General features: G+C 65.3%; 14 protein-coding genes. 10 read left to right on the top strand and 4 right to left on the bottom strand.

Annotated features, from left to right (window positions below):
* The first annotated feature begins 32 nt into the window (after nucleotides 1-32).
* Nucleotides 33-968, top strand: coding sequence for a glutathione synthase (gene gshB / locus CLM60_RS12730; protein WP_095589549.1), 936 nt, complete (start codon nucleotides 33-35; stop codon nucleotides 966-968).
* On the top strand, nucleotides 965-1,858 hold the full coding sequence (locus CLM60_RS12725) for an alpha/beta hydrolase (RefSeq protein WP_095589514.1): 894 nt from the start codon (nucleotides 965-967) through the stop codon (nucleotides 1,856-1,858). The genes gshB and CLM60_RS12725 overlap by 4 nt, the downstream gene beginning before the upstream one ends.
* On the opposite strand, the gene CLM60_RS12720 is transcribed toward CLM60_RS12725, so the two are convergent.
* Both CLM60_RS12720 and CLM60_RS12715 read right to left on the bottom strand, forming a co-directional pair.
* On the bottom strand, nucleotides 1,833-3,350 hold the full coding sequence (locus tag CLM60_RS12720) for a YifB family Mg chelatase-like AAA ATPase (RefSeq protein ID WP_095589513.1): 1,518 nt from the start codon (nucleotides 3,348-3,350) through the stop codon (nucleotides 1,833-1,835). The two genes, CLM60_RS12725 and CLM60_RS12720, sit on opposite strands and share 26 nt — an antisense overlap.
* Before the next feature lie 63 nt (nucleotides 3,351-3,413).
* On the bottom strand, nucleotides 3,414-4,103 hold the full coding sequence (locus tag CLM60_RS12715) for a glutathione S-transferase (RefSeq protein WP_095589512.1): 690 nt from the start codon (nucleotides 4,101-4,103) through the stop codon (nucleotides 3,414-3,416).
* Between the two features lie 276 nt (nucleotides 4,104-4,379).
* Between CLM60_RS12715 and CLM60_RS12710 the strand changes: the two genes are divergently transcribed.
* The 7 genes from CLM60_RS12710 (at nucleotide 4,380) to CLM60_RS12680 (ending at nucleotide 11,433) form a co-directional block, all read left to right on the top strand.
* A complete protein-coding gene (locus CLM60_RS12710) occupies nucleotides 4,380-5,258 on the top strand; it encodes an RNA polymerase factor sigma-32 (protein WP_095589511.1) in 879 nt (292 codons plus the stop codon).
* A complete protein-coding gene (locus CLM60_RS12705; protein ID WP_095589510.1) occupies nucleotides 5,258-6,061 on the top strand; it encodes a ChaN family lipoprotein in 804 nt (267 codons plus the stop codon). The genes CLM60_RS12710 and CLM60_RS12705 overlap by 1 nt, the downstream gene beginning before the upstream one ends.
* Nucleotides 6,062-6,189: 128 nt before the next feature.
* Nucleotides 6,190-6,510: a hypothetical protein gene (locus CLM60_RS12700; protein ID WP_141246506.1), complete on the top strand. Its 321-nt coding sequence runs from the start codon at nucleotides 6,190-6,192 to the stop codon at nucleotides 6,508-6,510.
* Nucleotides 6,511-6,541: 31 nt separating this feature from the next.
* On the top strand, nucleotides 6,542-7,735 hold the full coding sequence (gene coaBC / locus CLM60_RS12695; RefSeq protein ID WP_095589508.1) for a bifunctional phosphopantothenoylcysteine decarboxylase/phosphopantothenate--cysteine ligase CoaBC: 1,194 nt from the start codon (nucleotides 6,542-6,544) through the stop codon (nucleotides 7,733-7,735).
* Nucleotides 7,732-8,199, top strand: a complete 468-nt coding sequence (dut, locus tag CLM60_RS12690; RefSeq protein ID WP_095589507.1) for a dUTP diphosphatase — start codon at nucleotides 7,732-7,734, stop codon at nucleotides 8,197-8,199. The genes coaBC and dut overlap by 4 nt, the downstream gene beginning before the upstream one ends.
* Nucleotides 8,199-9,242 carry a HesA/MoeB/ThiF family protein gene (locus CLM60_RS12685; RefSeq protein WP_095589506.1) on the top strand — a complete coding sequence of 348 codons (1,044 nt, stop codon included), beginning with the start codon at nucleotides 8,199-8,201 and terminating at the stop codon, nucleotides 9,240-9,242. The genes dut and CLM60_RS12685 overlap by 1 nt, the downstream gene beginning before the upstream one ends.
* Before the next feature lie 160 nt (nucleotides 9,243-9,402).
* Nucleotides 9,403-11,433: a M3 family metallopeptidase gene (locus CLM60_RS12680; protein ID WP_095589505.1), complete on the top strand. Its 2,031-nt coding sequence runs from the start codon at nucleotides 9,403-9,405 to the stop codon at nucleotides 11,431-11,433.
* 68 nt (nucleotides 11,434-11,501) lie between these two features.
* Here CLM60_RS12680 and CLM60_RS12675 read toward each other — a convergent pair whose 3' ends face one another.
* Nucleotides 11,502-12,203: a glutathione S-transferase N-terminal domain-containing protein gene (locus tag CLM60_RS12675; protein ID WP_095589504.1), complete on the bottom strand. Its 702-nt coding sequence runs from the start codon at nucleotides 12,201-12,203 to the stop codon at nucleotides 11,502-11,504.
* Between the two features lie 130 nt (nucleotides 12,204-12,333).
* Here CLM60_RS12675 and mscL point away from each other — a divergent pair, with 130 nt between their 5' ends.
* Nucleotides 12,334-12,729: a large-conductance mechanosensitive channel protein MscL gene (gene mscL / locus CLM60_RS12670; RefSeq protein WP_095589503.1), complete on the top strand. Its 396-nt coding sequence runs from the start codon at nucleotides 12,334-12,336 to the stop codon at nucleotides 12,727-12,729.
* A gap of 132 nt (nucleotides 12,730-12,861) precedes the next feature.
* Here the strand turns inward: mscL and CLM60_RS12665 are convergent, their stop codons facing one another.
* Nucleotides 12,862-13,143 carry a DUF1330 domain-containing protein gene (locus CLM60_RS12665; RefSeq protein WP_095589502.1) on the bottom strand — a complete coding sequence of 94 codons (282 nt, stop codon included), beginning with the start codon at nucleotides 13,141-13,143 and terminating at the stop codon, nucleotides 12,862-12,864.
* Between the last annotated feature and the right edge of the window lie 58 nt (nucleotides 13,144-13,201).

The following is a 13,201-nucleotide window of genomic DNA, read 5'->3' as shown; positions in this document are numbered from 1 at the left end:
GGACAGGCAGTGAAGGAGAGCCGCCCATGCCGTTGAAGATCGCCTTTCAGATGGACCCGATCCAATCCGTCGACATCAATGCCGACAGCACGTTCCGGCTGGCCGAAGAGGCACAGGCGCGCGGTCATTCGCTGTTCTTCTATACGCCCGATCATCTGGCCTATGAAGAAGGCCGCATCACCGCGCGCGGCCATGATTTCACGGTGCAGCGGGTGCAGGGCGATCATGCGCAGCTTGGGCCGGAAACCCATGTGGACCTGGCCGATTTCGATGTCGTCTGGCTGCGCCAGGACCCGCCCTTCGACATGCACTATATCACCTCGACCCATCTGCTGGACCGTCTGGCGCCCGATACGCTGGTGGTGAATGATCCGTTCTGGGTTCGGAACTATCCCGAAAAGCTGCTGGTGCTGGATTTCCCCGACCTGACCCCGCCCACCACGATTGCGCGCGATCTGGCGACGATCAAGGCGTTCAAGGACAAATATGGCGACGTGATCCTGAAGCCGCTTTACGGCAATGGCGGCGCGGGTGTGTTCCGGCTGGACGCCAATGACCGCAACCTGAATTCCCTGCACGAGCTGTTCACCGGGTTCAGCCGCGAGCCGCTGATCGTGCAGCAATTCCTGCCCGATGTGTCGGCGGGCGACAAGAGGGTGATCCTGGTCGATGGCGAACCGGTCGGCGCGATCAACCGGGTGCCGGCCAAGGGCGAAACCCGCAGCAACATGCATGTGGGCGGGCGGCCCGAGAAGATCGGCCTGAGCGACCGCGATCTGGAGATCTGCGCCCGCATCGGGCCGCTTCTGCGCGAAAAGGGCCAGGTGTTCGTGGGCATTGACGTCATCGGCAACTATCTGACCGAGATCAACGTGACCTCGCCCACCGGGATCCAGGAGCTGGAACGCTTCGACGGGATCAACGTGGCCGAAAAGGTCTGGACCGCAATCGAAGGCCGCTGCGGATGAGCTGGCGTCAGGCGGCATTGAACAACTGGCTGCGCCGCACCGAGCGGCCCCAGCTGGCCCGTGGCACGCCCGAAGAGCTGCGCCGCAATCTGGCGATCAAGTCGCGGCTCTTCTTTCACCCGCCGCTGTTCAGCCGGATCCGCCGGGACGCTGCGGGCGGTGTGCCGGGTCTGTCGGTAAGGGGGCCGGGGGCCAAGGGCGCGGCGCGCATCCTGTACCTGCATGGGGGCGGTTATGTCTTCGGGTCGGCCCGCACCCACAGCGCGATGGTGGCGCATCTGTCGAAACGTTGTGGTCTGCCCGCGTTTCTGCCCGATTACCGTCTGGCGCCCGATCATCCCTTTCCCGCCGCGGTGGACGATGCGCTGGCCGCCTATCGCGCGCTGGCCGATCAGCCGGGCGGTGTCGTGATCGGCGGGGACAGCGCGGGCGGTGGGCTGGCGCTGGTGCTGCTGGCGGAGATCCTGCGGCTTGGCCTGCCCAAGCCCCTGGGTGTTTTCGCGTTTTCGCCCCTGACAGATCTGACCTTTTCGGGCGACAGCTTCTATCTGAACGCCGAAAGCGATGTGGTCCTGCCCGCCGAGCGCGCGGGCGAGATGGCGCAGATGTACCTGTCCGGCGCCTATGCCGAGGATCCGCGCGTGTCGCCGCTTTACGCCGATTTCACCGGCGGGCCGCCGGTCTGGCTGACTGCGGCAGATACCGAGGTTCTGCTGGACGACACGACGCGCATGACCTCGCATCTGAACTTCCACGGGGTTCCGGTCACCGAAATCATCGAAACCGATCTGCCCCATGTCTGGCCGTTCTTTCATGGCATCCTGCCGCAGGCCGGCGCGACGCTGGACGCGGTGGCGGCGTGGATCAGGCCGCTTGCTGCATCGCGGTGATGCGGAAACTGACCGCCTCGGCCACATGCGGGCGGCGCACATCCTGTGATCCATCCAGATCGGCAATGGTGCGGGCCACGCGCATCACCCGGTGATAGCCGCGCGCCGACAGGCCGAACCGCTCTGCGACCTGCGCCAGCAGCGCGCGACCCTCGGCATCGGGGGTGGCGATCTGTTCCAGCACCTGACCTTCGGCATCGGCGTTCACGCGCATATCGCCCAGCCCGTCGAACCGCGCGGCCTGAACCGCGCGGGCGCGGGTCACGCGTTCGGCCACCGTTGCGCTGCTGTCGCCGCTTTCGGGCAGGTCCAGATCGGTGAAGGCGACCGGCGGCACCTCGATCCGTAGATCGAACCGATCCATCAGCGGGCCGGAGATCTTGCCCATGTAATCGTCGCCACAAATCGGCGCACGGGCACAGGCCTGCGCGGGATCGGCCAGATGCCCGCAGCGGCAGGGGTTGGCCGCCGCCATCAGCAGGAACCGACAGGGATAGCGCATATGCGCGTTGGCACGGGCCACGACGACCTGTCCGGTCTCGATGGGCTGGCGCAGGGTTTCCAGAACCATGCGTGGAAATTCGGGGAATTCGTCCATGAACAGGACGCCGTTATGGGCCAGGCTGATCTCGCCCGGCTTGGCACCGCGCCCGCCGCCGACAATGGCGGCCATGCTGGCGGTGTGATGCGGTTCGCGGAAGGGCCGGTCGCGGGAAATCCCGCCCTCGTCCAGCAGGCCGGCCAGCGAATGGATCATGGATGTTTCCAGCGCCTCGACCGGGCTGAGCGGCGGCAGGATACCGGGCATCCGCGCGGCCAGCATGGATTTGCCCGCGCCGGGGCTGCCCACCATCAGCATGTGGTGGCGCCCGGCGGCCGCGATTTCCAGCGCCCGCTTGGCGCGTTCCTGGCCCTTGACATCGCGCAGGTCGCGGCTGCCCTGCGCGCCCGTCACCTCGCCCGGTTCGGCGGTGGCCAGCGGCGATTGCCCGGTGAAATGCCCGATGGCGGCGGCCAGCGAGGCGGGGGCGAAGACCGGGGTCGCGCCGACCCAGGCGGCCTCGGACCCGCAGGCGCGGGGGCAGATCAGGCTGCGGTCGGCCTCGGCCGCGGCCATCGCGGCGGGCAGGGCGCCGATCACCGGCACCAGCGATCCGTCCAGCGACATCTCGCCCAAGGCGACGCATTGTTCGACCGCATCGCGGGGCAGCACATCCATCGCCGCCAGCAGCGCCAGCGCGATGGGCAGGTCGAAATGCGATCCTTCCTTCGGCAGGTCGGCGGGCGACAGGTTGATGGTGATGCGCTTGGGGGGCAGGGCGATGGACATTGCCGTCAGGGCGGCGCGGACGCGGTCGCGTGCCTCGCTCACCGCCTTGTCGGGCAGGCCTACGATGGAAAAGGCGGGCAATCCCGCGGCCACGGCGCATTGCACCTCGACCAGACGGGCATCGACCCCCTCGAAAGCAACCGTATAGGCGCGCGCAACCATTCAGACCTCTGCCGTAACCATGGTTAACGGCTACGGCAGAAAAGGTTTAGGAATGGTAAACGCCTAGGCAGACGGGCCCGGCCAATCGGTCGTTGCCAGGTCCATCGCATAGGGCACCGGATCATAGCTTTTGGTCAGCCCGTCGGCGCGCCAGGCGCAAAAGGCCGGATCGGCCAGATGCGCCGCGACATAGACCTGTGCCGCCTCCGATACCGGCAGGCCATAGCCCGCGATCCGTGCCGCAACCGGCGCAAAGAACACATCCGCCAAGCTGTAGTCGCCAAACAGCCACGGACCGCCGGCGCCGTGCCGGTCGCGTGCCAGCGCCCAAAGCGATTGCAGCCGGTCCAGATCGGCCTGCACCGCGTCGCTGACCGGGAAATCCACGTATTGATGCAACAGCTGCATCGGGCATTCGCCGCGCAGCGCGCCAAAGCCCGAATGCATTTCCGCCACCAGCCATCGCGCCAGCGCCCGCGCCGCCGGGTCGGCGGGCCACAGACCGGCATCGGGGTGGCGTTCGGCCAGGGTTTCGGCCATGGCCAGCGTGTCGCCCACCACGATCCCATCGGGCGTGCGCATCACCGGCACGAACCGCGCCGGTGCCAGCGCGGCCAGATCCTGGGCCATCGTGCCAGCATACAGGCCCACCAGCGTGGTGTTCACCGGAAGGCCGAATTTCTCGAACATCAGCCAGCCGCGCAGCGACCAGCTGGAAAAGGTTTTGTCACCGATAAAGAGATCATAGGTCATGGCCGCAGCTTACGGACCGTGCGCGAAACTGCATAATTCCGAATTTTGAGCGCAGCTATTCGCTTTGCTGATAGATCCGGCATTTACAGGACTGGTGGCGCCCACGCCCGTGCCCACCAGATCGGGTATGCGCGGGCCGATCTTGTGGTTTTCCGGCGCAATCCGGTCAGCGCAATTATGCACGTTTTCGTGATCCGGAACCGCACCCCTTTCGTAGACGTTATAGAACACACAAGTTGGACTTGTATTTTCTGGCAAAAGAGTAAGGGAGCAGACATGCCGCTTGACGACTTGGCCGATAAACGACTGTCCCGGCAGGCCATGCGCGCCGAGCTGTTGGATGCCGAAACCGAACGCACGCTGGCTTATGCCTGGCGCGATAACCGGGACGAGGCCGCCCTGCACCGCCTGATCACCGCGTATATGCGATTGGCGATCTCGATGGCGGCGAAATACAAACGCTATGGCGCGCCGATGAACGACCTGATCCAGGAGGCGAGCCTGGGCCTGATGAAGGCCGCGGACAAGTTCGACCCGGATCGCGGCGTGCGCTTTTCGACCTATGCCGTGTGGTGGATCAAGGCCAGCATCCAGGATTACGTGATGCGCAACTGGTCGATGGTGCGCACCGGTTCGACCTCTTCCCAGAAATCGCTGTTCTTCAACATGCGCCGGGTTCAGGCCCAGCTGGAGCGCGAGGCGCGCGGGCGCGGCGAAGAGCTGGACGGTTATCAGCTGCGCCAGCAGATCGCGTCGGAAATCGGTGTCCCCCTGCATGATGTCGAGATGATGGAGGGTCGGCTTTCGGGCTCGGATTTCTCACTCAACGCGACCCAGTCGACCGAGGATGAGGGGCGCGAGTGGATCGACGCGCTGGAAGATGACAGCACCCAGGCCGAGGAACATGTCAGCCGCCGGCACGACACCGCGCGGCTGCGGGACTGGCTGGTCGATGCAATGTCGAAGCTGAACGACCGCGAGCGGTTCATCGTGCAGGAACGCAAACTGCGCGAAGCGCCACGCACGCTGGAAAGCCTGGGTCAGGAACTGGGCCTGTCGAAGGAACGCGTGCGCCAGCTCGAGGCGGCGGCTTTCGTCAAGATGCGGAAAAGCCTTGAAAACGAAAGCGACGAGGTTCAACAGTTCTTCGTGTGATGAGAACCTGTCTGACCTTTCTGCTCCTCGGCGCGGCTGCCGCCCATGCGGCCCAGATCGACGCGACCGCGCTTGACGCCCTGCCCCCCGCCGATGTGGTGATTTTGGGCGAGGTGCATGACAACCCCACCCATCATGCCCATCAGGCGGCTGCGGTTTCGGCGTTGTCACCGGCGGCGCTGGTGTTCGAAATGCTGGACCCCGATCAGGCCGCGCGTGTCACACCCGCGCTGCGCAGCGATGCGGATGCCTTGGCACAGGCGCTGGGCTGGGCCGATTCCGGCTGGCCCGATTTCGCGCTTTATCATCCCATTTTCACCGCAACCGATGCCCCGGTCTATGGCGGCGCGCTGCCGCGCGATCAGGTGCGTGCGGCCATCGGCGATGGCGCGGCTGTGGCCTTTGGCGCCGATGCGGCGGCCTTTGGCCTCGACGCGCCCTTGCCCGACGATCAGCAGGCCACCCGCCAGTCGATGCAGCAAGAGGCGCATTGCAACGCCCTGCCCGAGGAAATGCTGCCCGGCATGGTCGATGCCCAGCGGCTGCGCGATGCCGGTCTGGCCCGCGCCATCACAAGGGCCTGGGCCGAAACCGGCGGGCCGGTCGCGGTGATTACCGGAAACGGCCATGCGCGCCATGATTGGGGTATCCCGGCGGTTCTTTCGGTGGCGGCACCTGACTTGTCGGTGCTCAGCATCGGTCAATTGGAAGCCGCGCCCGAAGCGACGCCGCCCTATGATCTGTGGATCCTGACCGCGCCCACGCCGCGCGACGATCCCTGCGCCGCCTTCCGCGCGAACTGACCCATCCCTGCCGCGCCGCGGCCCTGATTTGGCCGAAAACCGCGCCTAGACTGCGCGGCATGTATGGTTCCAGTGATATTAACCCGTTTGTTTCGCCGCGTTTCCGGCACCGATGGAAAACCCTGATCGTGCTGTCCGTTGTGGCGCTGGTCGCGCTGGTGCGGTTCGATATGATCGTTTCGGTCGATTACGTCCGCGCGAACGCCAGATATGTGGTCCACAAACCGGGATATGACTGGAATCACCGCATCGCCGTCGTGACGGTCGACGATGGCGACCGGGTGCTGCAAACCAGCGATGTCCTGATCGACCTGCATCCCGGACAACCCGCCTGTGTCCGCCGCGCGCGGCTCCTGGCCCGTCAATGGACGCGCTACAGCCTGGCGCTGGACCCGTTCTGTGGCGCCCCGGTCGCCGCATCGCTTGCGGCAGAGGCTCAGGGCGCTTAGGACTGTTCCGACGGGTTCGGGAAACAGGCTCATGCTGGCAGGCAAACGTATCTTGTTGATCATCGGCGGCGGGATTGCCGCTTTCAAGTCGCTGGACCTGATCCGGCGGCTGCGCGATCAGGGCGCGACGGTGACGCCCGTTCTGACTAAGGCGGCCGAGGAATTCGTGACCCCTTTATCGGTATCGGCACTGGCGGCGGAGAAGGTTTATCGCGATCTGTTCGACCTGACGGACGAGGCCGAGATGGGCCATATCGAACTGTCCCGCGCCGCCGATCTGGTGGTGGTGGCCCCGGCGACCGCCGATCTGATGGCCAAGATGGCGGGCGGGCATGCCAACGACCTGGCCTCGACCCTGTTGATGGCGACCGACAAGCGCGTGCTGATCGCGCCGTCGATGAATGTGCGCATGTGGGAGCATCCCGCGACACAGCGCAATCTGGCCACGCTGACCGGGGACGGCGTGCTGGTCGTCGGCCCGGACGAGGGCGCGATGGCCTGCGGCGAATTCGGCCCCGGTCGCATGGCCGAGGTGCCGCAAATCATCGATGCCGTGGGTGCCGCGCTGGCCGATGGCCCGCTGAAGGGGCGGCATGTGATCGTCACATCCGGCCCCACGCATGAACCGATCGACCCGGTGCGCTATATCGCCAACCGCTCGTCGGGCGCGCAGGGCACCGCGCTGGCGCGGGCGCTGGCCGGGCTGGGCGCGCATGTGACCTTTGTGACCGGTCCCGCCGATATGCCGCCCCCCGCCGGGGTAAAGGTCGTGCGCGTGCAGACCGCCCGGCAGATGCTGGAGGCCGTGCAGGGCGCGCTGCCCGCAGATGCCGCCGTTTTCGCCGCCGCCGTGGCCGATTGGCGTGTCGCCAACGCCGCCGACAGCAAGATGAAGAAGACCAAAACCGGCCTGCCGGTGCTGGAATTCGCCGAAAACCCCGACATCCTGGCCACGGTCAGCCAGATGGAAACCGGCCGTCCGGGGCTGGTGGTGGGCTTTGCGGCCGAAACCGACGACGTGATCGCCCATGCCACGGCCAAGCGTGACCGCAAGGGCTGCGACTGGATCGTGGCCAATGATGTATCGCCCGAAACCGGCATCATGGGCGGGTCGGAAAACGCGGTAACCCTGATCTCGGACGCGGGCGCCGACAGCTGGCCGCGCATGGGCAAGGACCAGGTCGCCAACCGGATCGCTCAGCTGATCGCCGAGGCGCTGGCATGAGCCCCGTCATCCGCGTCCTGTGGGAGGATTGGGCCGACCGCGACATCCCCTTGCCCGCTTACGAAACCCACGGCGCGGCGGGTGCCGATATCCGCGCCAACCTGCCGCCCGAGATCCGCGAAGGCGGCTTCCTGCTGCGCCGGATGGAACGGCGCATCGTGCCCACCGGGCTGCGGGTCGAGATCCCGCACGGGTTCGAGATGCAGATCAGGCCGCGATCTGGTCTGGCGCTGAAACACGGGATCAGCCTGCCCAACACGCCCGGCACGATCGACAGCGATTATCGCGGGCCGCTGGGTGTTCTGCTGATCAACTATGGCGCGGATGATTTCCTGTTCCATCACGGTGACCGCATCGCCCAGATGATCATCGCCCCCGTCCTTCAGGCGGGTTTCGAGGTGGTCGAAACCCTGTCCGACACCGCACGCGGTCACGGCGGGTTCGGCTCGACCGGGCGGCGCTGATGATCCTGTTTCTGGTCATGGCGGGCGCGCTTTGGGGCATCGGCGCGATGATGCAGGCCCCGCGCCGGGTCCGCTGGACGATGATCGGGGTGCTCTATCTGGCGGTGCTGCTGGTGCAGTTCCTGCTGCCCGCCGATAACCCGCTGCGCCTGGCGACCGGCGGCTCGCGCCCCGAATGGGTGCTGGTGGGCATCGCCGCGGTGGTCTTCGTGGCTTATCGCCGCGGGCTGCGCTGGCTGCGCGCGCGGGCGCAAGCCAACGCGCCGCAAACGGCGGTCCAGACCGGCGCCTTCGCGCCCGTTGAGCTGGAGCGTTACGCCCGCCACATCGTCTTGCGAGAGGTCGGCGGCCCGGGCCAGAAGAGGCTCAAGGATGCAAGCGTGCTGGTGATCGGCGCCGGTGGGCTGGGCTCGCCCGCGCTTCTCTATCTGGCGGCGGCCGGGGTTGGCACGATCGGGGTTGTGGATGACGACGTGGTCGATCTGTCGAACCTGCAACGCCAGGTCATCCATACCGACGCAAGGCTGGGCATGCCCAAGGTGTTCTCGGCCGAGGAAGCCATGCGCGCCCAGAACCCGCATGTGACCGTACGCCCCTATCAACGGCGGCTGGATGCGGCCGCGGCGGTGGAGCTGTTTGCGGAGTATGATCTGGTGCTGGACGGCACCGACAATTTCGACACGCGGTTTCTGGTCAACCAGGCCGCGGTCGCCACGAAAACCCCGCTGATTGCGGCAGCCATCACCCAATGGGAAGGCCAGATCAGCCTGTATGACCCGGCCAATGGCGGCCCCTGCTATCAATGCATCTTTCCCGAAGCCCCTGCGCCCGAACTGGCCCCCAGCTGTGCCGAGGCGGGCGTCGTCGGCGCGCTGCCCGGCGTGGTGGGCGCAATGATGGCGATGGAGGCGATCAAGCACATCACGGGCGCGGGGCAATCCCTGCGCGGGCGGATGCTGCTTTACGATGCGCTTTACGCTGAAAACCGGGTGGTTGCCCTGAAACGCCGGGATGATTGCCCGGTTTGCGCAAAGCACACCTGAGCCTTCTTCTGGGCAAAAATACTCCCGCCGGAGGCGTCCCGCACTTGCCATCCGGCGCGCGGCTGGGAAGGTTGCGCCAGTGAGTATTTGTACCAAGAAGAAGAGGCATCTGGACCTCTGCTCAAACCGAGATACTCTTTGATCGCAAAGGAGATCGCCCATGACCAACCCGCTTCTGTCCGACTGGGACACGCCGTTTGAATTGCCGCCCTATGCCGCGATTGCCGATGACGATTTCGCGCCTGCGTTCGATGCGGCGATGGACCAGGCGCGGGCGCGGATTGCGGCGATTGCCGACAATCCCGAGCCGCCCACTTTCGCCAACACGATCGAGGCGCTGGAGCTGGCCGATACGGTGCTCGACCGGGTTCTAGGCGTGTTCTATTCGCTGGCCGGAACCGAAAGCAACGACGCACGCGACGCGTTGCAGCGGGAGTTTGCGCCGAAACTGTCGGCCTATTCTTCGGAAATCACCCTGAACGCCGCGCTGTTTCAGCGCATCGAGGCATTGTGGCAGGCGCGCGAGACGTTGGGGCTGACCGATGAACAGGCACGGGTGCTGATGCTGACGCGCCGGTCCTTTGTCCGGTCGGGCGCGCAGCTGGAAGGCGATGCGCGTGACCGGCTGACGCAGGTGAAATCGCGCTTGGCCGTGCTTGGCACGGAATTCACCCAGAACCTGCTGGCCGACGAGCGCGACTGGTTCATGGAACTGGCCGAGGGCGATCTGGAGGGCCTGCCCGGGTTCGTCGTCGATGCGGCGCGCGCGGCAGGGGCGGAAAAGGGGGCAGGCGGTCCGGTGGTCACGCTGTCGCGGTCGCTGATCGTGCCGTTCCTGCAATTCTCGTCCCGCCGTGATCTGCGTGAAAAGGCGTTCAACGCCTGGGTCGCGCGCGGTGCGAACGGCGGTGCGACCGACAACCGCGCCATCGCGGCCGAGATCCTGGCGCTGCGCGAAGAACGGGCGCAGCTTCTGGGGTACAAGGATTTCGCCAGTTACAAGCTGGAGACGGAGATGGCAGGCACCCCGGCCAATGTGCGCGATCTGCTGATGCAGGTCTGGAGCCCGGCCAAATCCGCAGCCGAGGCTGATGCGCAGGTTCTGGAAGAGATGATGCATGCGGACGGGATCAACGGCCAGCTTGAGCCGTGGGACTGGCGCTATTATTCCGAGAAGCGCCGCAAGGCCGAGCATGACCTGGACGAGGCCGAGCTGAAACCCTACCTGCAGCTCGACCGGATGATCGAGGCGGCGTTTACCTGTGCCGGGCGGCTCTTTGGCCTGCAATTCGCGCCGCTGGACGCGCCGCTTTACCACCCGGATGCCCGCGCGTGGGAAGTCACTCGCGATGGCCAACACGTGGCGGTGTTCATCGGGGATTACTTCGCGCGCGGCTCGAAACGGTCGGGCGCGTGGTGTTCGGCCAGCCGGTCGCAGCGTAAGCTGGGCGGCGATGTGCGGCCCGTCGTTCACAATGTCTGCAACTTCGCCAAGCCGCCCGCCGGGGAACCGGCGCTGCTCTCGTATGACGATGCGCGGACACTGTTTCACGAATTCGGCCATGCGCTGCACCAGATGCTCAGCGATGTGACCTATGGTTCGATTTCCGGCACCAGCGTGGCACGTGATTTCGTCGAACTGCCCAGCCAGCTTTACGAGCATTGGCTGGAGGTCCCCGAGGTGCTGGCCGAATTCGCCACCCATGCCGAGACCGGCGCGCCGATGCCGCGCGACATGCTGGACCGATTGCTGGCGGCGGCGACCTATGACATGGGATTCCAGACGGTGGAATACGTGGCCTCGGCCATTGTGGATCTGGAATTCCATCAGGGCACCGCGCCTGCCGATCCGATGGCGAAACAGGCCGAGGTTCTGGCCGCGATCGGGATGCCGCAGGCGATCACCATGCGCCACGCCACCCCGCATTTCGCCCATGTCTTTGCCGGGGACGGCTATTCCAGCGGTTATTACAGCTATATGTGGTCCGAAGTGATGGATGCCGACGCCTTCGCCGCGTTCGAGGAGGCCGGCGGGGCATTCGACCCCGAGATGGCGGCAAAGCTGGAACGTCACATCCTGTCCACCGGCGGTTCGGCCGAGGCAGAGGAGTTGTATACCGCGTTCCGGGGGCGGATGCCGGGGGTGGCCGCGCTGTTGAAGGGGCGAGGGCTGTTGCCCGACGCCGCGTGATGCGGCGGGGCAAGTGCCGCGGTCCGACGATGGCTGGCGCGGGAGGTTTTCCCGCGCCATGAGTGGCCTTAGTCGCGCGGCGGCTGCAAGAGCCCGCGTTGTACGGCAGGGCGGTCCAGGAACCGATCCAGCGCGGCGCCCACATTGGCGAAACTGTCGAAATCGGTGACGGCGCCCGCCTCGTAGAAATCGCGCAGGGTGCGGATCCACGGCCAGATCGCGATATCGGCGATGCTGTATTCGCCGGTGATCCAGTCGCGGCCATCGAGCTGCTTGTCGATGACGCCCAGGATGCGCTTGGCCTCGGCGATATAGCGGTCGCGCGGTCGAGGGTCCTCGATCTGGGCGCCGGCGAATTTATAGAAAAAGCCGAGCTGGCCGAACATCGGGCCGACGCTGCCCATCTGGAACATCAGCCATTGCAGCACTTCCATCCGTTTCGCGGGATCAGCGGGCAGGAGCTGGCCCGTCTTTTCGGCCAGGTAGATCAGGATCGCACCGCTTTCGAAAATCGGGATGGCCTGGCCGCCGGGGCCGTCCGGGTCGATGATCGCGGGGATCTTGTTGTTGGGGCTGATCTGCAGGAACTCGGGCGTGAACTGGTCGTCGTCCAGGATCGAGATCTTGTGCGCGTCATAGGGCAGGCCGGTTTCCTCGAGCATGATCGACGCCTTGACGCCGTTCGGGGTCGGAAAGGAGTAAAGCTGGATCGCCTGCGGGTCGCGCGGCGCCCATCGGGACGCGATCGAAAAGTCGGTGAGGGTTGGCATGAAGGCTCCTGTTGGCGGATTTGGGGGGAATAATTCACGAAAATATACATCTTCGCCACATGCTAAACGTGTTAAACCATGTGCACATATGCGCAGTTGAACAGAGCGCATCCAAAAGTATGAGGGGCAAATGCTGAACGAATTCAAAGACTTCATTGCCAAGGGCAATGTGATGGACATGGCTGTCGGTATCATTATCGGCGCCGCATTCACCGCGATCGTGACCTCGTTGGTTGACGATCTGATCAACCCGATCATCAGCCTGTTCATGGGCGGGATCGATTTTTCCGGGATGGGCTTCAAGCTGGGCGAGGGCGAAGAAGCCGCCGTGTTCGCCTATGGCAACTTCATCATGGCGCTGATCAACTTCCTGATCATCGCGTGGGTTGTCTTTATCCTGGTCAAGATGGTGAACCGGGTCAAAGACGCCGCCGTGAAGCAGGAAGAAGTCGCCGAAGAGGCACCCGCGGGCCCGAGCCAGGAAGAGCTTCTGGTCGAGATCCGCGATCTGCTGAAAAAGGCCTGATCGGGGCGCTTTGCGCCGACGGATCAGCCAATCGTCTAAGGGTGCCGCCAACCTGACGGGTTGGCGGCATTTCTTTTGTCCGGGTCGGCCCGTGTCATGGGGGAACATCCGTCCGGCCCGTCCGATGAAACCTTAGAACAGCACGATCTGCGAGTTTGTGCTGTCGCGTCGCTTGGCGTGGACCTCGGCGATTTCGGGGTCGTTGTACCAGGCCAGCGCCGCGTCGCGGTCGGGAAAGCTGAGCAGGACGGCGACCTGGGGCGTGGTGCCGGTGCCCTCCAACAGGGTGGGGGCATTCGACACTTGCACCGGTTCGACCTTGTGCTTGGCCATGGCGGGGCCGGCTTTGGCGCGATATTCGGCGAAGCCCTCGGCGTCGTCGACGGTCAGGGTAACGATGGCATAGGCGGTCATGATCTGTCCTTCGTGATTGGGATGCCCGTACTATGCACGCACGGCGCCCGATCAAAAT

It is taken from the genome of Actibacterium ureilyticum, assembly GCF_002285435.1.
Taxonomy (GTDB): Bacteria; Pseudomonadota; Alphaproteobacteria; order Rhodobacterales; family Rhodobacteraceae; genus Actibacterium_C; species Actibacterium_C ureilyticum.
Note: the sequence above shows the minus strand (reverse complement) of the source record. Positions and strands in the feature narration are given on the sequence as shown.

Coding starts and splice junctions, on each gene's coding strand:
- CLM60_RS12725 (WP_095589514.1), top strand. CDS start 965: ATGAGCTGGCGTCAGGCGGCATTGAACAACTGGCTGCGCCGCACCGAG.
- CLM60_RS12720 (WP_095589513.1), bottom strand. CDS start 3,350: ATGGTTGCGCGCGCCTATACGGTTGCTTTCGAGGGGGTCGATGCCCGT.
- CLM60_RS12715 (WP_095589512.1), bottom strand. CDS start 4,103: ATGACCTATGATCTCTTTATCGGTGACAAAACCTTTTCCAGCTGGTCG.
- CLM60_RS12710 (WP_095589511.1), top strand. CDS start 4,380: ATGCCGCTTGACGACTTGGCCGATAAACGACTGTCCCGGCAGGCCATG.
- CLM60_RS12705 (WP_095589510.1), top strand. CDS start 5,258: ATGAGAACCTGTCTGACCTTTCTGCTCCTCGGCGCGGCTGCCGCCCAT.
- coaBC (WP_095589508.1), top strand. CDS start 6,542: ATGCTGGCAGGCAAACGTATCTTGTTGATCATCGGCGGCGGGATTGCC.
- dut (WP_095589507.1), top strand. CDS start 7,732: ATGAGCCCCGTCATCCGCGTCCTGTGGGAGGATTGGGCCGACCGCGAC.
- CLM60_RS12685 (WP_095589506.1), top strand. CDS start 8,199: ATGATCCTGTTTCTGGTCATGGCGGGCGCGCTTTGGGGCATCGGCGCG.
- CLM60_RS12680 (WP_095589505.1), top strand. CDS start 9,403: ATGACCAACCCGCTTCTGTCCGACTGGGACACGCCGTTTGAATTGCCG.
- CLM60_RS12675 (WP_095589504.1), bottom strand. CDS start 12,203: ATGCCAACCCTCACCGACTTTTCGATCGCGTCCCGATGGGCGCCGCGC.
- mscL (WP_095589503.1), top strand. CDS start 12,334: ATGCTGAACGAATTCAAAGACTTCATTGCCAAGGGCAATGTGATGGAC.
- CLM60_RS12665 (WP_095589502.1), bottom strand. CDS start 13,143: ATGACCGCCTATGCCATCGTTACCCTGACCGTCGACGACGCCGAGGGC.